21 protein-coding genes are annotated in these 18,646 nt (G+C 61.4%); 14 read left to right on the forward strand and 7 right to left on the reverse strand.

Annotated features, from left to right (window positions below):
* The first annotated feature begins 127 nt into the window (after positions 1-127).
* From ABZS45_RS01125 to ABZS45_RS01185, 13 genes are all read left to right on the forward strand, one after another.
* Complete coding sequence (locus tag ABZS45_RS01125; RefSeq protein WP_412101116.1) at positions 128-1,609, forward strand: IS1634 family transposase; 1,482 nt, start codon at positions 128-130, stop codon at positions 1,607-1,609.
* Positions 1,495-2,031, forward strand: a complete 537-nt coding sequence (locus ABZS45_RS01130; protein ID WP_412101117.1) for an ATP-binding protein — start codon at positions 1,495-1,497, stop codon at positions 2,029-2,031. The genes ABZS45_RS01125 and ABZS45_RS01130 overlap by 115 nt, the downstream gene beginning before the upstream one ends.
* Before the next feature lie 195 nt (positions 2,032-2,226).
* Positions 2,227-3,132, forward strand: coding sequence for a cutinase family protein (locus tag ABZS45_RS01135; RefSeq protein ID WP_412100283.1), 906 nt, complete (start codon positions 2,227-2,229; stop codon positions 3,130-3,132).
* Between the two features lie 10 nt (positions 3,133-3,142).
* Positions 3,143-4,000, forward strand: coding sequence for a cutinase family protein (locus ABZS45_RS01140; RefSeq protein ID WP_412100285.1), 858 nt, complete (start codon positions 3,143-3,145; stop codon positions 3,998-4,000).
* The gene (gene nadD, locus ABZS45_RS01145; RefSeq protein WP_412100286.1) at positions 3,993-4,610 is read left to right on the forward strand and encodes a nicotinate-nucleotide adenylyltransferase; all 618 of its coding nucleotides are present in this window, start codon (positions 3,993-3,995) and stop codon (positions 4,608-4,610) included. The genes ABZS45_RS01140 and nadD overlap by 8 nt, the downstream gene beginning before the upstream one ends.
* A 97-nt stretch (positions 4,611-4,707) precedes the next feature.
* The gene (gene rsfS, locus ABZS45_RS01150) at positions 4,708-5,175 is read left to right on the forward strand and encodes a ribosome silencing factor (RefSeq protein WP_412100287.1); all 468 of its coding nucleotides are present in this window, start codon (positions 4,708-4,710) and stop codon (positions 5,173-5,175) included.
* A complete protein-coding gene (locus ABZS45_RS01155) occupies positions 5,172-5,870 on the forward strand; it encodes a histidine phosphatase family protein (RefSeq protein ID WP_070685958.1) in 699 nt (232 codons plus the stop codon). The genes rsfS and ABZS45_RS01155 overlap by 4 nt, the downstream gene beginning before the upstream one ends.
* A complete protein-coding gene (locus ABZS45_RS01160) occupies positions 5,870-6,658 on the forward strand; it encodes a DegV family protein (protein ID WP_412100288.1) in 789 nt (262 codons plus the stop codon). The genes ABZS45_RS01155 and ABZS45_RS01160 overlap by 1 nt, the downstream gene beginning before the upstream one ends.
* A gap of 120 nt (positions 6,659-6,778) precedes the next feature.
* Positions 6,779-7,381 carry a helix-hairpin-helix domain-containing protein gene (locus ABZS45_RS01165; RefSeq protein ID WP_412100289.1) on the forward strand — a complete coding sequence of 201 codons (603 nt, stop codon included), beginning with the start codon at positions 6,779-6,781 and terminating at the stop codon, positions 7,379-7,381.
* Positions 7,378-8,628, forward strand: a complete 1,251-nt coding sequence (locus ABZS45_RS01170; RefSeq protein WP_412100290.1) for a ComEC/Rec2 family competence protein — start codon at positions 7,378-7,380, stop codon at positions 8,626-8,628. Before ABZS45_RS01165 ends, ABZS45_RS01170 begins: the two co-directional genes overlap by 4 nt.
* Positions 8,625-9,572 carry a DNA polymerase III subunit delta gene (holA, locus tag ABZS45_RS01175; RefSeq protein ID WP_412100291.1) on the forward strand — a complete coding sequence of 316 codons (948 nt, stop codon included), beginning with the start codon at positions 8,625-8,627 and terminating at the stop codon, positions 9,570-9,572. The genes ABZS45_RS01170 and holA overlap by 4 nt, the downstream gene beginning before the upstream one ends.
* Positions 9,573-9,583: 11 nt before the next feature.
* On the forward strand, positions 9,584-9,952 hold the full coding sequence (locus ABZS45_RS01180; protein ID WP_070519519.1) for an ankyrin repeat domain-containing protein: 369 nt from the start codon (positions 9,584-9,586) through the stop codon (positions 9,950-9,952).
* Complete coding sequence (locus ABZS45_RS01185; RefSeq protein WP_412100292.1) at positions 9,949-10,590, forward strand: LysE family translocator; 642 nt, start codon at positions 9,949-9,951, stop codon at positions 10,588-10,590. Before ABZS45_RS01180 ends, ABZS45_RS01185 begins: the two co-directional genes overlap by 4 nt.
* 94 nt (positions 10,591-10,684) lie before the next feature.
* Here the strand turns inward: ABZS45_RS01185 and ABZS45_RS01190 are convergent, their stop codons facing one another.
* The 4 genes from ABZS45_RS01190 to ABZS45_RS01205 all read right to left on the reverse strand — a co-directional run bounded on the left by ABZS45_RS01190 (position 10,685) and on the right by ABZS45_RS01205 (position 13,569).
* Positions 10,685-11,863: a type II restriction enzyme gene (locus tag ABZS45_RS01190; protein WP_412100293.1), complete on the reverse strand. Its 1,179-nt coding sequence runs from the start codon at positions 11,861-11,863 to the stop codon at positions 10,685-10,687.
* Positions 11,856-12,665 carry a DNA adenine methylase gene (locus tag ABZS45_RS01195; protein WP_216380702.1) on the reverse strand — a complete coding sequence of 270 codons (810 nt, stop codon included), beginning with the start codon at positions 12,663-12,665 and terminating at the stop codon, positions 11,856-11,858. Before ABZS45_RS01195 ends, ABZS45_RS01190 begins: the two co-directional genes overlap by 8 nt.
* Positions 12,666-12,929, reverse strand: a complete 264-nt coding sequence (gene rpsT, locus ABZS45_RS01200) for a 30S ribosomal protein S20 (RefSeq protein ID WP_010190855.1) — start codon at positions 12,927-12,929, stop codon at positions 12,666-12,668. It lies immediately after the preceding gene.
* Positions 12,930-13,047: 118 nt separating this feature from the next.
* Positions 13,048-13,569, reverse strand: a complete 522-nt coding sequence (locus ABZS45_RS01205) for a type II toxin-antitoxin system PemK/MazF family toxin (protein ID WP_412100294.1) — start codon at positions 13,567-13,569, stop codon at positions 13,048-13,050.
* Between the two features lie 18 nt (positions 13,570-13,587).
* Here ABZS45_RS01205 and lepA point away from each other — a divergent pair, with 18 nt between their 5' ends.
* Positions 13,588-15,435, forward strand: coding sequence for a translation elongation factor 4 (gene lepA / locus ABZS45_RS01210; RefSeq protein ID WP_412100295.1), 1,848 nt, complete (start codon positions 13,588-13,590; stop codon positions 15,433-15,435).
* Positions 15,436-15,637: 202 nt separating this feature from the next.
* Here the strand turns inward: lepA and ABZS45_RS01215 are convergent, their stop codons facing one another.
* From ABZS45_RS01215 to ABZS45_RS01225, 3 genes are all read right to left on the reverse strand, one after another.
* The gene (locus ABZS45_RS01215) at positions 15,638-15,847 is read right to left on the reverse strand and encodes a hypothetical protein (RefSeq protein WP_412100296.1); all 210 of its coding nucleotides are present in this window, start codon (positions 15,845-15,847) and stop codon (positions 15,638-15,640) included.
* Between the two features lie 402 nt (positions 15,848-16,249).
* Positions 16,250-17,347, reverse strand: a complete 1,098-nt coding sequence (locus ABZS45_RS01220; protein ID WP_412100297.1) for an HNH endonuclease signature motif containing protein — start codon at positions 17,345-17,347, stop codon at positions 16,250-16,252.
* Between the two features lie 199 nt (positions 17,348-17,546).
* Positions 17,547-18,629: an alpha/beta hydrolase gene (locus ABZS45_RS01225; RefSeq protein ID WP_412100298.1), complete on the reverse strand. Its 1,083-nt coding sequence runs from the start codon at positions 18,627-18,629 to the stop codon at positions 17,547-17,549.
* Between the last annotated feature and the right edge of the window lie 17 nt (positions 18,630-18,646).

Below are 18,646 nucleotides of genomic sequence, written 5' to 3' on the forward strand. Positions count from 1 at the left end.
CCTGTTGGTTTTCGTCGGTGGGGAGGAATTTTTCCGCACTAAGTGGGTAGTGCCGGGGGTATTCAGTAGTCTGATTTTTGTGAGTCCTTATATTCGCACCGTTAAGACCGCTTCTGGGGCGATGGCGGTGCAGGTAGTGTTCTCTGAACGCAAAGGTGCGAAAAGGATGAAGCATATCGGCTCAGCGCATTCAGAGTCTGAGCTTGCGCTTTTAAGAGCTGAAGCTCAACGCATCGTTGATGGTGACCAACTCGCATTGGACTTCGGCGAGGTAGAACACATCCCACCGGCAACAGGCAGCGTTTGCCACCCGCTGCCGGTAGTCGGTCAGCGGGCCGGATACTTGCTGGACTGTATTGATGCGTGTTTCAACGAGCTAGGTCTTGCTGTAGCAAGCGGTGATGATCCGGTGTTTCGGGATCTGGTGCGTGCCCGGATCATTAATCCCGGCTCAAAGCTGGATTCCATCGAGACTCTTGGAGAGGTTGGCATCACCAGCGCAAGCTACCGCACCATCCAGAGGCGTCTTCCCACCTTCGCAACCGAATCATTCGGGGAGATACTAACCCAAGCGTTGGCCCATCATGCAGGTATCGGGCCAGGTACTTTTATTTTGTACGACGTGACCACCTTGTACTTTGAAACCGATACCGCTGATGAGCTTCGCAAACCCGGGTTTTCCAAAGAGCGCCGCCTAGAGCCGCAAATCCTTGTCGGGCTGCTTACTGATGCCACTGGGTTTCCACTGCATGCGGGGGCGTTTGCTGGCAACTCGGCAGAAACCCACACGATGCTGCCGATGATCACACGGTTCCAAGAGGCCTTTCAACTCGATGAAGTTACCGTCGTTGCTGATGCAGGCATGTTCTCCGCGGCGAACAAACAAGCACTCATCGATGCAGGTCTGCACTACATCTTGTCGGTGAAAACCCCCACCGTGCCTGAGGTGATCGAAACCTGGCGGCGGGAAAACCCCGGTGAAGACTACACCCACGGCCAGATCTGGACACAAGCCTCGGCAAGCGATGGGCGCAAACACACAACCCCGAATACGGTGACGCATTACCAGTACTCCCACGATCGGGCCAGACGCAGCCTGCGCGGAATCAAAGAGCAAGTAGCGAAAGCCAAACGCGCTGTTGACGGCGATATCGCTATCAAGCGCAACCGTTATATCGATCTTTCCGCCCCGAACAAGAAGGTCAACTATGCTCTTGCTGCCAAACACCGAGCCCTTGCCGGAATTAAAGGTTATGAAACCGACCTGACCGCGCTTGCCGCCCAGGAGGTTATCGGGCATTACCGCAGGCTATTTAACATTGAGAAATCATTTCGGATGTCGAAATCAGACCTGAAAGCACGCCCAATCTACGCCAGGAAACAAGACTCCATCACCGCACATCTCAACATTGTCATCGCAGCACTAGCCGTGGCCCACCTAATGGAGACCCGCAGTGGTCAATCCATCAAACGCCTGGTGAGAACACTCAAAAAATACCGCAGCTTCCAACTCGTCGTTGGCGGCGAAACCATCCACGCCGCCGTACCGCTTCCACCCGATATCACCGCCACCATCCAAGCAATCACCGGCCGCGAACTTCCGCACTAAATTGGCCTAAGTCAGGTTTCGCGCGCAACCCACTCATCGCACGCGTCACTGCTGAGTTGCGGATAGGCCAAGAACTGGGTGAGGGCATCCGCCGTATGTTTGCCGGTATGCGCCGTGTCGGTTTTGCTGATCCCTCATATACGCAGACCAGCGGCAGTGTTGTTCTGACCTTGAAAGCGGTTCAACGATTGAACGAGCAAGTCGTGAAGGATTTGCCACGCCATGCTGAAGGAGCGTTGGCAGCGTTGGAAACGAGCGCACGTCCAATGTCTACTGGGGAAGTGGCTGAAGCCCTTGGTGTGTCAATTCCATCTGTGCGTCGTGCGTTACAGGCCATGCGTGGCAAGGGGCTGGTGAAATGGAGGGGTAATGGTCCGCGTGATCCGAGGGCGGTGTGGTTTGTTGAAGGGCCTTTTGGGTGAGCTGGGTAGAACTCAAAAGCTACTCGAAAGCTACTCGAAAAGAATTTTTCGATTCTGACCTGCGCAAAACAATCTACTCGAAAACTTTTCGAGTAGATTGCCTGCCTTGTGCGAGGTTAGTGCTGCGGAGTCGGGGAGTGCTGGGTAATCTGAACCGCGGTAATAACTTAAGTAGTGATTGGTGTCTTCATTCTCATGTTATCCCGCATTGCATCCTCTGTGGCCGCCGCCGTCATGGCCGTGTCCGCCGTCATTGTCCCCCAAACCATTTCCGCTCCCGCCGCGCACGCTGACGAACAGTGTCCCGCAGTGGTCGTTGTCGCCGCGCGCGGCTCCGGCCAAAACGGTCAGGTCTACCCCACGCAGTATTCGAACCAGGGCGGCCGCGCCTCCAATGGATGGGAGGGCGAATCCATCCGCGCCATGCTGCAGGGCGCCGAGGCGCGCTACCAGGCCACTCATGGCGGAAATTCGCTGATGAAGGACGTCTACGTGCTGGGGCTGGAGCCGCAGTACTATCCGGCGACCTACCCGGAATACTCTGTTCCGAACGAGTCCGTTCCGAATACCGCGGCTGACCTCGTGCGCCTAGCTACGCAGTACGCCAACCCGGTCATCAACACCGCAGTCTCCGCTATCAACCAGTTTATGTACTCCGTGCAGACCGGCAATCGTGGCGTGACCAGCGCGATCAACAGCTATGAAGCCGCCACGGGTTGCCACCCGCAATACATCCTCTCCGGCTACTCCCAAGGTGCTATGGTCCTGTCCAACCACGAGCTGGAGCTGGCTCACCGCGGTCAGCTCGCAGGCGTCGTGACCTTTGGCAACCCGCTGACCCGCGCCGGGGACCCGGCCGTTGTCGGTGCAACCCAGGGCGCGGGCGGCCCGATGGGCTACTTCCCGCAGATGCGCGCCAACGTCAGCCGCGTGGACTACTGTCTGCCGCTCGATGCCGTATGCGACCTCTCCGCCCAGACCCTCTACGCCGCGAAGCCTACAGGTGGCACCCATGGCCAGTACTTCTTTACCCATCACCAGTGGGATAGCCAGGTCTACGATTCCATCGGCCGCATGGTAGATGGCGTCCGTTTCCGCTAAACAGGAAAGAATGAAGTCTCTTTCTTTTCGTGTTTCCTGTGTAGCTGCCGCGCTTGGTGCGGCAGCGTCCCTTCTCAGCGCGCCCGTGGCCTCGGCGAGCGGTGGCGGCACGTGCCCCGACACCGTGGTGCTCGTCGCACGCGGTTCGGACCAGAACGAGGAGCAGGGCGAATACATCGGACCGCAGCGCTACTCCGCGAAGGCTCCAGAATCCACCGGTTTTGAGGGGCGTAATTTCGCCGCTCTGTTCCACCAGGTAGAGCAGCGCCACCCTGGTGCTATGGATGGTGTGTATGTGCTAGCACTGGACTCAGAGGCATACCCTGCGGCCATGAACCTGCCGCCTTTGGCGCAGGAGGGCGAGGATTTAAGCCCACTTCAGCTGGTACAGCGGGCGCTCGGGATCCTTCAGCAGCACTCTCTTGGAGAGATGGCGTATTCGGTGACGCTAGGGGCCATTGATAGTCTGCGCACCGGTGCCCGCAATGCCCCGAGAGTGGTGGACAACTATGAGGCCACCACCGGCTGCCACCCGCGGTGGATAGCCGCCGGCTACTCGCAGGGAGCGCTCGTCGCAACGAGCGTGGAGGGTCATTTGGCCGAGACCGGGCGTCTGCATGGCATGCTCACCTTCGGCAACCCGCTTCACCAGGTCCCGTGGGCTAAGAACCGCGCCGGCCTACCAGGGAATCGCTACGTCGATTATTGCCTAGACGGTGATTTCGTGTGCGACTTCTCGCTTGAATCCGCCAACCGCGCTCTAGCCACCAAGGCCGAGCGCCACGCCTCCTATTTCTTGGGGGAGCCTTCCGGACAGGATGTGCAGGTCATTGATGCAGTGGCCGGTATACTCACCAGCCATGACTAGTCCACAACGCATCGGCATCATGGGTGGAACCTTCGACCCCATCCATAATGGTCACCTTGTCGCCGCCAGCGAGGTAGCTCACCGCTTCCGCCTCGACACGGTGGTTTTCGTCCCCACCGGCCAGCCCTGGCAAAAGGCCGATAAACAGGTCACCGCCGCTGAGCACCGCTACCTGATGACCATGGTGGCCACGGCGTCGAACCCGCGTTTCACCGTCTCGCGTGTGGACATTGACCGTGAAGGCCCCACCTACACCATCGATACGTTGCGGGATTTGCGCGGAATCTTCCCGGATGCCGAGCTGTATTTCATCACTGGCGCGGACTCGGTAGCGTCCATCATGAGTTGGCGGAACTGGGAAGAGATGCTGGAGATGGCCCACTTCGTTGGCGTTACCCGCCCCGGCTATGAACTGCGCAAAGATATGCTGCCGGAGGATTCCCAAGACGACATCGAGCTGATTGAGATCCCTGCCATGGCCATTTCCTCCACCGATTGCCGCGCTCGTGCCCAGCAGGGCCAGCCGGTGTGGTACCTGGTACCGGATGGGGTGGTGCAATATATTGCCAAGAACCACCTTTATAGCCCGCACCCGGAAAAGCCCCTGTAGCCTCCGCGCGTCCTTGAGGGGGAATTCGACTAGGAAAATGGGCCTTGTCGTGTAAGACTAGAGTTCTTAAGAAAACGTACTTGTGTAGGGATTTGTCATGTCGATTACTGATGAAGCACGCCAGATGGCGGAAACCGCCGCCTTGGCTGCGGATGAAAAGCTGGCCACCAACATCGCCGCTATTGACGTTTCCGACGTGCTGGCGATTACCGAGGTCTTCGTCTTGGCCTCCGCCGATACCGAGCGCCAGGTGGCGGCCATCGTGGAGGAAGTTGAAGACGAGCTGACCAAGAAGGGCTTTGAACCCAAGCGCCGCGAAGGCAATCGCGAAAACCGTTGGGTCCTGCTCGATTACGGCCCCATCGTGGTCCACGTCCAGCGCAACGATCAGCGCGAGTTCTACGGCCTAGACCGCCTGTACCACGACTGCCCGCTTCTCGACATCCCCGGTCTGGACACCCCGGAACGCCCCGGCGAGTGGTCTGATGAAGTCAACCCGCGCGATGTTGAATCGATCGATGAGATTCCCCTGGCCCAGCCAGAGCCGGAAGACGACGAATTATGACCCGCCGACTCCTCCTCATCCGCCACGGCCAGACCACCTATAACGCCACCGGCCGGATGCAGGGGCACTTGGACACCGAGCTATCAGAAGTAGGCTACTCTCAGGCGCGCGCGGCTGCTGACCTACTTGAGGGTAAAGACATCACCGCGATCGTCTCTTCGGATCTCATCCGTGCGCGCGACACCGCGGAGATCATTGCTCGGCGTTTGGGGCTTGAGGTGTCCGTGGATAAGCGCTTGCGCGAAACCCACCTGGGTGAGTGGCAGGGGATGACATCGGCTGAAGTGGACGAGCAGTTTCCCGGGGCGCGTGCGCTGTGGCGCCACGACCCCACCTGGGCGCCGCCGCAGGGCGAGAGCCGCGTCGACGTGGCTAACCGCGCCCGTCCGGTCATCGATGAGCTCATGCAGAAGCATCCGCAGTGGGATGAGGGAGCGGTGCTTGTCGTCGCGCACGGCGGTGCTATCTCCGCGCTGACCTGCCACCTTTTAGGCCTTGAGCACCACCAGTATGGAATCCTCTCCGGATTGAAGAATACTCACTGGTCGCAGCTGACCGCGCGGCCCGAGTTCGATGCTGCCCGGCCGCTGTCACCGCTGAAATTTACCCCGGAGAACGTCAGCCGCGCCCAGTGGTACTTCGACGGCTGGAACATGGGCGGTGCTGTCGTTGGTGGTGCAGGGGCGGACGTCTAGTGATTCGCGTCGTCACCGATTCCGCCGCGGGTTTGCCGGCGGATATCGTCGAGGAGCTCGACATGTGCGTCGTCGATCTTCACGTCATGGAAAGCCACGGCAAGGACGGCGCGGAGCTGTCTACCTCTGGTCTGACTGCCCTCGAATTGGCTGCTTTATACGGCCGTCAGATGGAGCGCTCCGGCGATGATGGCGTGCTGGCAATCCACCTGTCGAAGGAGCTGTCCTCGACGTGGTCCGCGGCGGTGACTGCTTCTGGCGTCTTCCCAGGCACCGTGCGCGTTATCGATTCCGGCAGCGCGGGCATGGTCATGGGCGCGGCTGCCATGGCGGCGGCCAAGCTTGCCCAGGAAGGCGCCTCACTCGACGAGTGCTATGCCGCCGCCATCAATACCCTTGAGCGCGGGCACACCTGGGTCTATCTCAACTCAACGGAGGAGCTTCGCCGTTCCGGGCGCATGTCTGCGGCCACGGCGATGCTGTCCACCGCGCTGCTCGCCACCAAACCCATCATGGCCATCCAAGGCGGCAAGCTGGAGATGGTGGGCAAGACCCGCACCCAAACCAAGGCTTTCACCAAGTTGGTGGACCTGGTGGCCTCCCGTGCGGAGGGCAATCCGGCGTTCATCGCGGTGCAGTATAACGAGGATAAGGTTTCGGCCCGCCGGCTGGAGGACTTGCTGCGCTTGGCGCTGCCGGATTCTTCCTTCATGCTGGTGCCGCTTACCGACGTCCTCTCCGTCCACGTCGGCCCCGGAGCTATCGGCGTTTCTGTGGTTTTTAGCTGAGGGCGTCTTTAGCTGGCGGTAGAGCCGAGCTAAAGACGTTGTTGATGCCTTCAACAAGTTATCCACAGGCTGCGGCTTAAGCCCTCGACGGGGGTGAGCGCGCTGCGTAGCGTCACGAGCATGAATGCCATTGCTGATCGCCTCCGCGACCTCACTCGCCCCACAGGGGAGGAAGAACTGCTCAACGTCGATTTTCCGCGCGTGCGCGTGCCACCCTGGCTGGCGCTTGTCATAGCGGGTTTAGCTGGCGTTGCGCTCCTTGCTTGGCTGGGAACGAGCCGTAGCGCGGAGAACCCCTATGAGGTGACCGCGCCGAGCAGCGAGGTAGCGGCCGATATCGTGGTCTCTGTCGTGGGGGAGGTAGAGCAGCCGGGGCTGGTGACCTTGGCACCGGGTGCGCGCATCAACGACGCCCTCGAGGTAGTACGCCCGCGCGTGCCCACCGATAACCTCAACCTGGCGCAGAAGCTTAACGACGGCGAGCAGATCACCGTCGGCGCTCCACCCGACGCCCCAGACGCCGCGGGGGAGGGCTTGGTTTCCCTCAACTCCGCCAGCGAGGAGGAGCTGACGGAGCTACCCGGCATAGGTCCGGCCACGGCCGCAGCGATCATCGCGCATCGCGAGGAGGTCGGCAGCTTCACCACCGTGGAGCAGCTCATGGACGTCTCCGGCATTGGTCCGGCGAAGTTTGCGCAGCTGAAGGATAAGGTCCGTCCGTGAAGGAGCTGCGGCTGGTGCCCGCCGCGGTGGTTGCGTGGCTGGCCACGCTCTCAGTACTCTTCGGTCACCCGTGGCTGTTGTGCGGGCTCGTGCTTTTCGCTTTCGCGCGCGGTCAGTGGCGCGGCCAGGGCATTCTCTGTGCGGCGAGTGGAATCATCTTCGCCACCCTGGCTTATGTTCGCTCGGTGCGTGCGGCAGGCTTTCATTTCGGTTCGGAGGTGACGGGAAAGCTTGCCGCGGACCCTCTGCAGACCGCATCCGGGTGGATGGTGCGTTTGCGCGTGCCGGGCTATCCGGCGCAGCTGCCGGTCTTCCTGAAGGAGAAACCGGAGGCCTTCGGCGGCTCGGTGGTGACGGTGCACGGCCACCCCGGCCCCTCGGATCAGGTCGGGGTGGGCAAGGCAGTCTTTAGCGGCGAGCTCACCGCGCACTCCCACAGCTGGACAGCAGCGGTGGCAGAGAATTTTCGTGCGGTGTGCGATAACGGGCTGATCCCCGGCATGGTGCTGGGCGATACCAGCCTGCAAAGCCCCGAGGATCAGCAGCTCTACATCGATACCGGGCTATCGCATTTGAGCGCCGTGTCCGGCTCCAACGTTGCCATCGTGTGCACCGCCGCTGCGCTGGTGGTGTCGGGGCAGCGGGTGCGGGTGGGGGCGTCGGCAAGCGCGTTGGCATTATTCGTAGCACTGGTCGGCTGGGAGCCCTCTGTCCAGCGTGCTACCGTCGCCGGGCTGGCGGGCCTGGTGGCGGTGTTGAACTCCTCGAGGATGGAACCGCTGCACGCGTTGTCCCTCGGGGTGCTCTTCCTCCTCGCGGCGGATAGCGACCTAGCCGTCAGCTTCGGCTTCGCGCTCTCCGTGGCGGCCACCGCCGGCATCGTGGTGCTCAGCCCCCTGTTGCTGCAGGTGCTGGGGACTGGCATCGTTGCGCGGGCCTTCGCCGTGGCCATTGCCGCGGATATCGTGACCATGCCGCTCATCGCGTTGATGACCGGGCGGGTCTCGGTGGTTTCTGTGATTGCCAACGTGCTGGTGGCGCCAGTCGTGCCGTTCATCACCGTCGTGGGTCTCATCGCCGCCGCGCTCGCGCAGGTGGGGCTGGGCAGGCCGCTTGTTGTCCTCATCGAACCGCTGGCGGATTGGATCCACCTCGTCGCCTCCTCCATGCCGGTGACCACCGTGGCGGCGGGGCCCGTTGCGATGCTCCTTCTCTGTGGGTGGGTCATTGCGGCGTTGCTAAGATGACAGGCATGTCTTCAGCCCCCGTGCACCTCATTCTCGGCGATGATGAATTCCTAGCCGAGCGCGCCCGCCTGAGTATCCAACACGGCGAGGTAACCAAGCTCAAGGCCTCCGAGGTCAGCGAAGGCGAAATCCTGGAAGCGACCAGCCCGTCGTTGTTCGGGGAAGATCGCGTCATCGTCATCAGTGACGTGGAGAGGGCTGGCAAGGAGGTCACGAAAATCCTCCTCGACGCCTGCGCTAACCCCATGCCCGGTATCACGCTCATCCTGATGTACTCGGTGACGGCGAAGACGCTGAAGAAAAAGAAAAAGCCCCCGGAGCTCATCGCGGCGCTGCGCAAGACGGCCGAGGTGCATGAGGTCTTCTCCCTCTACCCGAACGAGCTTGCACAGTGGGCTACCCGGGAGTTCGCCTCGCATGGGGTGCGGCCCACCCCGGATGTGGTGCAGGCGCTTCTCGACGGTGTCGGTTCCGATCTCCGCGAGCTCGCCTCTGCCATCTCCCAATTGGTCTTTGATACCGGCGGCAAGGTAACCCGCGAGGCGGTGCACGCGTACTACGTGGGCGTGGCCGAGGTAGCCAACTGGGATATCGCGGATGCCGCCGTGGCCGGACGCGTGGAGGCGGCGGTCTCCACATGCCGCCGGGCGCTGCAGTTGGGTGCGAGCCCCGTGGCCATCGCCTCGGCGCTGGCCAGCAAGGTGGGTAATATCGCGCGCCTCTACACCGCGCGTGGGGATCAATACTCGCTGGCTTCTCAGGCCGGGATGGCGCCCTATGCGGTTAAGCTGACGCAGCCGGTGGCGCGGCGGTGGTCGGGAGAAAACATCACCAAGGCCGTGATCCTCATGGCGGAGCTGGATGCCGCGGTCAAGGGCCAGGGCGGGGACGAGTCCTTCGCCATCGAGGCGGCCGTTAAACGGGTGGCGGAGCTGGCGCGCTAGACTAACCCCTCATGGATGACATCCAGAACTTTGCCACCAAGCTTTTTGACTTTGCCCGTAACGGCGATGCCACGCTGCTCGAGTACATCAAGCAGGGCGTCAACGTCGACATGGTGAACCAGGACGGGCAGTCCTTCATCATGCTCGCCGCCTACCACGGCCATGCGGAGCTGGTACGCCAGCTCGCTGCGGCGGGGGCCGACGTCAATCTCCTCAACGATCGCGGCCAGTCGCCACTGGCCGGAGCGATTTTCAAGAAAGAGGACGCGGTGATCGACGCCCTTCTCGCCGCCGGCGCCGATCCCACCGCCGGCCAGCCCAATGCCCTCGACTCGGCCCGCATGTTCGGGCGTGAGGACCTTCTCGAGCGCCTGTCATGAGCTGGTCCGCGTTTGCGGCCATCCTCCTGATGAATCTCGTCGGCGCGGCAGCGCCTGGTCCCGACATCGTCCTGGTCACGCGCTATGCCACGCGCTCGCGCCGCCACGCCATTGCGGCGGCGACGGGTATCCAGGTAGGAGTGCTGTTCTGGTGCACGCTGACCGTGTTCGGCGCGGCTGCCCTGCTCACCGCCTTCCCCGGCGTCCTTTCCCTGATTCAGGTGGTTGGCGGCTGCTTCCTCGTGTTCATGGGCGTGCTCTCCATTCGCTCCGGGCGGGAGCTGCGCAAGCGACCGCCGGTCGATGAGGAGGAGGCGGCCGCCCGCTTGGGCTCGGTGGGCAAGGTCTTCCGCACGGGTTTGGCCACCAACCTGTCCAACCCGAAGATCGTGCTCTTCCTCGCCGCTATGGTCGCCCCGCTGCTGCCGCCGCACCCGCCGGTGTGGGTATCGGTGGCGCTGGTCCTGAGCTTGTCGTTGTCGAGCTACCTGCTCTTTGTCTTCCTCTCGACGGTTATTTCTACCCGCGCGATTCGCCGCCGCCTCCTTGCCGCAGGTCCGTGGATCGACATCGCCTCCGGCGTTTTCTTCGTGGTGGCTGGCTGCGCCCTGGTGTGGGCCGGTATCCAAGCCACCTAACCCGTCCCATTTCGAGCAACGCCGCCCCGCCGAACGTCTACGTGCTGGCTCGGCCTTGACTAACGGCTTTGCGCTGGCGCCGCCGCGCTGCGGTCTAGGCCTGTTCGAGGAGCTCCGCTAGCCACTGCGACCACGCCGCGACCGTGCCGGAGCGGCGGCGCAGGGTCGTATCGTTGAGTCCCAGATTGGCTGCGCGCATGAAGTCCATTGCTTCTTCTTTATTCACCGCTCGGCGGGTAGTCACGACGTGCTGCACCATGTCCCGGAGCACAGGCCGGGAGGCCAGAGCCTCGATGAGGGTCAGGTTGCGTTCATCGCGCGTACCGCTGAGCTTGGTCAACCCTAAGTAGCGGGCGGCGTTGGTGTAATAATCAGCCTGGCGCGGGGTGAAGCCGAATTCCTCGGGCATATCAGCCTTGTCCGCAGGGTTCTCCAGCAAACTGATGACGCGAGCGAAGGAGTCAGCCTGGGGGAAGGGAACGCGCGTTCCTTCAACGTGGGTGCGGGCTAAGACCGCACGCACCGTCGTGTTCGTCACGCCAGACTCGCCCAAAACATAGCGCGCCGCGCTGACCAGCTCGATGCTGCGGAAATCCTCCGGCTGCCTAAACGCGTAGCGGTAGAAGTGGAAGATGCCGTTGGAATACACCAAGTACACCGGCACCACCTCCTTCTCCACAGCCAGCGAGAAGCGGCGGAAGGGGAAGTAGAGCTGGCGGATATTGAAATCGGGGGAGAGGTGGTTCTTCGCCTCCACGAGCACGAGGTGCTCGGCGGACTCGAAGCCGGCATCGATCTCCATCTGGGCGCGGTCCACCTCGATGTCGCGTCCGTCGATGCGCATGGGCAGGGTGAGCGTCGACATGCGCCCGCTGACCGTCGGCACCAGCTCACCGCCCAGGAAATCATCGAGCATGCCGCTTAAGCTCGCCGCAGTCAGCGCGGCGGCCTCCGAGGTCAGGTTCTCGAAGTCAATGGACTGGATGTGCTGCGGAACCGGCATCGACTTCAGCGGCCCGGCTTGCTCTGGGAAAGGCTGGTACAGGTCAAAGCGGCCAATGAGATAGGCATCGCGGCGAATCGGTAGCATGGATAACCCGTGCTCTCGAAACACCGCCGGTCGCGCTGCCGAAAAGTCATGCTTGGCCATCAACCGTGGCTCGCGGCCCGATAGCTCCTTAAGCTTCGCGGCGGGCAATATCGCGAAGCCCTGGTCCGCGATGTCGGCGGCGATGTAGGGGTAGACACGGTCCCAGGCGGCGTCGTTAAGCATAATTGCGCACGAGCACCTCATCGACCTTGCCGCGCTTCGAGGCCACGGAATTCACCGCGCGCGTAGCCCCCACAATGTCGATGCGGTAGTCCGCGTACAACTCCTTGATGAAGTCCGTCGCCGAATTCGACAGCAGGAACTTCACCCCGCGGGCATCCAAGGCATCGCAGGTTTCCTTCAGCCGAATCTGGTCCGCGCGCCCAAAACCACCCGACTGGTAGCCGGTGAAATTACTCGTGGGGTTGACCGGATCATAGGGCGGATCGAAGTAGACGAAATCCCCCTCGTTGGCCTCCACCGCAGCGTAGTCGCCGTTATAAAACGTCACGTCGTGGGTGGACAAGTACTCCGAGACTGCGCGCAGATTGGGCTCATCGCAAATCTTCGGGTTGGCATAGCGGCCAAACGGGGCATTGAACTGGCCGGCGTTATTCACCCGGTAAAGCCCGTTGTAGCAGGTCTTATTCAAATAAATCGTGCGGGCAGCCCGCTCCACGGGGCTCAAATGCGCAAAACCCGGCTCGCGGTCGCGGGCGCGCATCTCGTAGAAGAAATCCGAATCATTCGGATAGCCCTTTAACAGGGCAATGAGCTCGTCCACGTTATCGCGGACCACCTCGTAGACGGTGATGAGCTCGGTGTTGAGGTCATTGACCCGGGCGCGTTCGGGCGCCAAAGAAAAAAGAACCGCTCCACCGCCCAAGAAAGGCTCGACATAAGTGTCGAAGCTCTCGGGCAGCACGGAGTGGATAACGGGCAGCAGTTGACGCTTTCCCCCGACCCACTTCAGGAGCGGTTTCATTTAGGCCATCTTGTTGAAGGCGGTGGCCATGCCGGACTTCTTGTTAGCCGCGGTGTTGCGGTGGAAGACGCCCTTAGACACGGACTTGTCCAGTGCGCGGGAGGCAACGCGCAGCTGCTTCTCGGCTGCAGCCTTGTCGCCAGCGGCGACGGCCTCACGGAACTTGCGGATCTCGGTACGCACGGCGGAGCGTACGGACTTGTTGCGCTGACGAGACTTCTCGTTGGTCAGGATGCGCTTCTGCTTGGACTTGATGTTTGCCATCGTTATACCTCTTAGAGTCGTAGGAATGTGCAACCGAGGAAGGCGGACCCAAGGTCCTGACCGCCAGCGTGCCCCGGCATCCCAAAAAATTTAGCAGGGCGCGGGCCGATTCCCCAAATCAGGCCCAGTGATAACGCGAGCGCAGCCGGTTGGCAATGCGTTCGAAGCGGCGTTCCGGGAAGAGTGTGCCTTGCCGGCGGCATTGTTCCTCGGAGATTTCCAGCACGCGGTCGATACGAACCCAGCACTGCCGGCCAGATTCGTCCCATTCGCCGGTGCCGATATCGAGCCATTCCTCCTTGTTGGCGTGACCCGGGTTGGAAGAGATGAGCAGGCCCAGCACGGTGGTGCGCGTGCGCGAGACAATCAGCACGGCGCGCTCGCGCGGCGGGGACTGCTTGCCATCCGAGGGCGCCCATACCCACACGACTTCACCGGAGTCTGCCTGCCCGTCCATGTCGGGGGTAAAGAAGACGCTGCGCGGGTGGGCGTCGGCACACTCGACGCGAATGTCGGCGGCTTTGCGGGGTTCCGTCACGGAATCATTCTGGTTTAGTCCTAGGCCTTCGGTGATACGCTCGAGACCGACATCGACCGGCTCAGGGCCTCCGATGCCGAGAATGCGTGCCAACCTAGACATGTCGTCTATTCTAAACACATGTCTACAAACTTCGCGGCTACTACGTTTACGGATCCCTCCAAGATCCGAAACTTTTGCATTATCGCCCACATCGACCACGGCAAGTCGACGCTGGCTGATCGCATCCTGCAGTTGTCGCAGGTGGTGGAGGAGCGCGACATGCGCGACCAATACCTCGACAACATGGATATCGAGCGTGAGCGCGGCATCACCATTAAGGCGCAGAACGTGCGCCTGCCCTGGATTCCTCAATCTGGCGCGTGCAAGGGGGAGGAGATCGTCATGCAGATGATCGACACTCCCGGCCACGTGGACTTTACCTACGAGGTCTCGCGCGCGCTCGAAGCCTGTGAGGGCGCCATCCTGCTTGTCGACGCCGCCCAAGGCATCGAAGCCCAAACCCTGGCCAACCTCTACCTGGCCATGGAAAATGACCTGGAGATCATCCCGGTCCTCAACAAGATTGACCTGCCCGCGGCTGACCCGGAGAAATACGCCCTGGAGATTGCCCACATCATTGGCTGCGAGCCGGAGGAGGTGCTGCGCGTTTCCGGTAAGACCGGCGAGGGCGTGCCGGAGCTGCTCGATAAGGTGGCGGAGCTCATCCCGGCGCCGACCTCCGAGTTCGGCGAGGATGCCCCGGCCCGCGCGATGGTCTTCGACTCCGTTTACGACACCTACCGTGGCGTGGTGACCTATATCCGCATGATGGATGGCAAACTTACCCCGCGCCAGAAGGTCACCATGATGGCCACGGGTACCAACCATGAGCTGTTGGAGGTGGGCATCGTCAGCCCCACCATGCAGAAGTGTAAGGGCCTAGGACCCGGTGAGGTGGGCTACCTCATTACCGGCGTGAAGAACGTGCGTGAGACCAAGGTGGGTGACACGATTACGTGGGCGTCGAATGGCGCGAGCGAGCCGCTCAAGGGCTATGCCGACCCGAACCCCATGGTCTACTCCGGCCTGTTCCCGATCTCCCAGGCGGACTTCCCGGACCTGCGTGATGCGCTGGAGAAACTGCAGCTTAACGACGCCTCCCTCACCTTCGAGCCCGAGACCTCCGTGGCCCTGGGTTTCGGCTTCCGCTGTGGTTTCTTGGGCCTGCTGCACATGGAAATCACGCGCGACCGCTTGGAGCGCGAGTTTGGCTTGGACCTGATTTCCACGGCACCGTCGGTGACCTACCGCGTGGTGGCCGAGGACGGCGAGGAATCCGTCGTGCACAACCCGTCGGACTGGCCCAGCGGCAAACTGAATGAGGTGTATGAACCGATTGTGAAGATGACCATCATCGTGCCTGAGGAGTTTGTGGGCCCGACGATGGAGCTGTGCCAGTCCAAGCGCGGCCAGATGGGCGGCATGGACTACCTGTCTGAGGACCGCGTGGAGCTGCGCTACACCATGCCTTTGGGTGAGATTATCTTCGACTTCTTCGACATGCTGAAGTCCCGCACCAAGGGCTATGCCTCGCTGAACTACGAGGAAGCCGGCGAGCAGCTGGCGGACTTGGTCAAGGTGGATATTCTCCTCAACGGTGATCCCGTGGATGCCTTCTCCGCCATCGTGCACCGCGAGTCCGCGCAGTGGTACGGCAATAAGATGACCAAGAAGCTCAAGGAGCTCATCCCACGCCAACAGTTCGAGGTGCCCGTCCAGGCGGCCATCGGCTCGAAGATTATCGCGCGTGAAAACATCCGCGCAATGCGCAAGGACGTGTTGGCCAAGTGCTACGGCGGCGATATCTCGCGTAAGCGCAAGCTGCTGGAGAAGCAGAAGGCCGGTAAGAAGCGCATGAAGTCCTTGGGCTCCGTCTCGGTGCCGCAGGAAGCCTTCGTCGCAGCGCTGTCCACGGACGCTGAATAAGGAATCCGTCGCCTATAGCATGGCATCGGGCCTGCAAAACCATCAGCGTGGTCACGGCCGGCACTGGTTGCACTGACGGCGCAGGCCCCCACGCCCACGCGCTGGATTGGTCCGCACGAGCTCGCATTATCTAGCTCTGTGGAAGGCAGAGCCCAACAGGCACTCAGCTCTGCGTATTACCGAGTTTGGTGCTCCGGCTGGGTTACTCTGCATTGAATGAGTAGCTGCCGGTGAGCTGGTTGTGGATTGTCACCGAGTAGTTCTGGCCGTTGGCGTTGGCGCCTTCCACAAGCATGTCGAGCTCTTGGGCGTTGTAATAGCGGCTCAAACCCACGTACAGGATGAGCAGGAGGAAACCGCCCACGACTGCAACAGCAGTAGCAATCTTCCACGAACTTACTGGGTTGGTCACGAATAGCCCTTTCCTGGGTAAGAGTCTTTCCTGCAGGTACAAACACGATAACAAGCGGGACAGTGCGTCTTGTCCCTTAACGGGCTGTGGGTGCACCCACAGCATGGGGCCAGTGGGTGGGATGCAACCGGCGTTCGTCGAGATCCCCTCAACCATCTTCCAGCCGTTGGGTGCGCTGTCCCTGGGATCGCCGAGGTCCCCGTCAGTCCAGCTTTGGTTGGCGGGTTTCACTCTTTAAGGGCTTAAGGATCCCCGTTGCGCCTGCCGCTTGCGGCAGCGCGTGAAGCCGGACTTGGGATCGTCGGTGTGCCCGCGAACCTTCCCTCGGTTGGCGGATGGCGGTGTTGCCGCTGGTGGTAAGCCGTTTCCTTTCTGCTGTTGCTGTGTGTGGTGGCTGGGGGGTTAGCTGCTGTCGGGTGGTTCCTCTGGTGGCTGTCCTGCTTGTTCGGTGTTGAGTCTGGCTAGTGCTTCTTGGTATTCCGGCATTGCGGTAATCGGTGTTCCCCAGGGTGGGATGAAGCTAACCCCGGTGTTGAGCCGGTACATGTAGCCGCGCCCGGTAGGTCTTTGTGGGTCATCGTCGTTAATACCGTTGTGGTAGGCACACAAGAAAGTTAAGTTCTTGATGTTGGTGTATCCGCCAGCCTGCCAAGGGATAAGGTGGTGCACTTGGCAGTAATCAGCTGGTTTATTACAGCCTGGTCTTGAGCAGGTGTGGAATTCCGCGTGCAGGGTGAGGCGTTGGTTGAGGTTTGCCCCACGCGATAGGCGCCAGGTGTTGATGGGCCCGTCAAGAGGGTGGACGATGGTGGCGTAGCCTATTTCGGCAAACTTGTGGGTGAGAAACTCGGCCCCGGTCATGCGTGCGCCGTTGGTCAGGTTGAGCTCAATGTCATCCCCGTCGCCGTTGATGATCTGGTCGAGTTCATTCAATGTGATGATGACTTGGGTGTGCACCGCGGGTGTGGATCCAGTGCCTTTTTTGAAGAAGATGTCGTTGGCGGCTTTAAGTAGGTCGGTGGTGTTGGTGGATTCTAGGACTGCGCGCATGTTAGCAATCGTGGTGGCATCGTCGGTAATGGAGAGTGTGTTGGGGCCTTCGGCTCTGTAGGTGATGCGCACGCCTGGTTTGGCGGTTCGTTTACGCTTGAGTTCTTTTAGCCGTGCGGCGGCAACGGTGGGGATGCAGTGTGCGGGTGTGGCGGCGAGTTTGATTCTGAGGTTCCAGGCATCCAGGGTCTTTTTCACCTTGGATGCGTAGGACTCGATGAGTGTGAGGGTGCCGAGGCTGTGGCGTTGTTTGAGTGCTGCTTGGCGGGCTTTGCGTTGTTTGCCGGTGTAGCGGGTGGGGCCGAAGTACACCTGGTGTAGGCCTGCAAGCTCGGCAGCATCAGCGGCATCCGCGCCGAGCGCGCGGAGCTCATCGGGTGTGCCAGGTATATGCTCCACCAGCGCAATCCCCGAGTTGCGTAGGCGGAGGTAGGTTTCGATATCCCCCATGGGCACAGAGACTAAAGCAGGTCTAGCCACCCCGCAACCGGAAGAGCAAATAACCTGCTCACAGACAGGATGAAACACCGACCAAGGGCGGAGAGAGGGTTGGCTAGGGCTGGCTGAACGGTGACTGGGGGGGACGGGAGATAGGCCTCAGAAAGGGGAGAGCCTTTCGGGCCGACAGGCTTGGGCGGTGGGGTCGTCGCTAGTACAGCGCCGGTTTAATCGCATCCCACGCCGGCTGCAATTGCTTGCCAAACATCACCCAGTCGTGCACCCCGGCGTCGAGGTAGTCGGTGGTGTGGGGGAGGGAGGCGTCGTCAAGCGCGGCGGAAAACTCCTCCGTGCACCGCTTTGAGCCGGCCTCCAGCAGGGTGCCGCCGATGCGATCATCGAGGGATTTGTCGGGGTAGGCCGCCATCTCCTCATCCGTCCACGCGCCAGTGGCCGCGGAAAGATAGAGCGTAGTACCGCGCAGCCCCTCCGGGTGAGCCATCACGTCATTGCGCACCCAGTCCGGCGAGCCGTGCGGACCCCACATGTTCCGCGGGTTGCCGTCCAGGCTCCCCACAGTCAGGTCGACAGTTCCCTGGCCCACCGTGCTCGTCGTGGAATAGCAACCGGAAATCCCCGCCACCGCATCGAAGAATCCCGGGTGGTTGTTGGCCATCATGACTGCGCCAGATGCGCCCATTGACAATCCGATGAGTCCGCGTTTGTCGTTGTGATGTAGTTCTGCCTCCACCACCGGAGCGAGCTCCTGCGTGACGAAGGTGTTCCACTTGTGGCGGCCCAACTTGGGGTCATCCTCGTTCCAGTCCGTCCACATGGAACCAGCGCCTTGGGAGGGGATGACGATGCTGGCGTCGGAGTCGCCGAAGACGCGCTGCACATGCCCCTTGGTGATCCAGTTGGAGGTTTCCGGGGAGTCGACTCCTTCCAGGAAGTACACCACCGGGCCGCCGCTGCCGAGGACGACGTCGACGGGAATCTCACGCCCCATGGAGGGTGAGGCCACGAGCCACTTTTCCCGACCAGGCTCATCGGTCGGGGTGCGGGAAATCACCGACGCCGTGCTTATCGACGCATCCACCGGGTACGGATACCCTTCCTGTTCCGATGTGAACAGATCAGTGAGAAGGTGCGAGGAGGAACCCATGGCGTTGAGGATGCTGAACGTTGCGTCCACGCCCCATCGAGAGGATTGCTCATCGCGGCTGGATTCCTGGTAAGCAGGGGCAGAAGACATGAGAAGTGCGCTGCTCAAAAGCGCAGAGAGAAGCTTCATAGACTGCTACCTTAATA

The organism is Corynebacterium aurimucosum (assembly GCF_046895345.1).
GTDB classification, from domain to species: domain Bacteria; phylum Actinomycetota; class Actinomycetes; order Mycobacteriales; family Mycobacteriaceae; genus Corynebacterium; species Corynebacterium aurimucosum_G.

Excerpts from the sequence above, each read along its gene's own strand:
- ABZS45_RS01225 (WP_412100298.1), bottom strand. The coding sequence starts at position 18,629 with ATGAAGCTTCTCTCTGCGCTTTTGAGCAGCGCACTTCTCATGTCTTCT.
- ABZS45_RS01155 (WP_070685958.1), top strand. The coding sequence starts at position 5,172 with ATGACCCGCCGACTCCTCCTCATCCGCCACGGCCAGACCACCTATAAC.
- nadD (WP_412100286.1), top strand. The coding sequence starts at position 3,993 with ATGACTAGTCCACAACGCATCGGCATCATGGGTGGAACCTTCGACCCC.
- ABZS45_RS01180 (WP_070519519.1), top strand. The coding sequence starts at position 9,584 with ATGGATGACATCCAGAACTTTGCCACCAAGCTTTTTGACTTTGCCCGT.
- rpsT (WP_010190855.1), bottom strand. The coding sequence starts at position 12,929 with ATGGCAAACATCAAGTCCAAGCAGAAGCGCATCCTGACCAACGAGAAG.
- ABZS45_RS01195 (WP_216380702.1), bottom strand. The coding sequence starts at position 12,665 with ATGAAACCGCTCCTGAAGTGGGTCGGGGGAAAGCGTCAACTGCTGCCC.
- ABZS45_RS01185 (WP_412100292.1), top strand. The coding sequence starts at position 9,949 with ATGAGCTGGTCCGCGTTTGCGGCCATCCTCCTGATGAATCTCGTCGGC.
- holA (WP_412100291.1), top strand. The coding sequence starts at position 8,625 with ATGACAGGCATGTCTTCAGCCCCCGTGCACCTCATTCTCGGCGATGAT.
- ABZS45_RS01140 (WP_412100285.1), top strand. The coding sequence starts at position 3,143 with ATGAAGTCTCTTTCTTTTCGTGTTTCCTGTGTAGCTGCCGCGCTTGGT.
- ABZS45_RS01205 (WP_412100294.1), bottom strand. The coding sequence starts at position 13,569 with ATGTCTAGGTTGGCACGCATTCTCGGCATCGGAGGCCCTGAGCCGGTC.
- ABZS45_RS01165 (WP_412100289.1), top strand. The coding sequence starts at position 6,779 with ATGAATGCCATTGCTGATCGCCTCCGCGACCTCACTCGCCCCACAGGG.
- lepA (WP_412100295.1), top strand. The coding sequence starts at position 13,588 with ATGTCTACAAACTTCGCGGCTACTACGTTTACGGATCCCTCCAAGATC.
- ABZS45_RS01190 (WP_412100293.1), bottom strand. The coding sequence starts at position 11,863 with ATGCTTAACGACGCCGCCTGGGACCGTGTCTACCCCTACATCGCCGCC.
- ABZS45_RS01220 (WP_412100297.1), bottom strand. The coding sequence starts at position 17,347 with ATGGGGGATATCGAAACCTACCTCCGCCTACGCAACTCGGGGATTGCG.
- ABZS45_RS01135 (WP_412100283.1), top strand. The coding sequence starts at position 2,227 with ATGTTATCCCGCATTGCATCCTCTGTGGCCGCCGCCGTCATGGCCGTG.
- rsfS (WP_412100287.1), top strand. The coding sequence starts at position 4,708 with ATGTCGATTACTGATGAAGCACGCCAGATGGCGGAAACCGCCGCCTTG.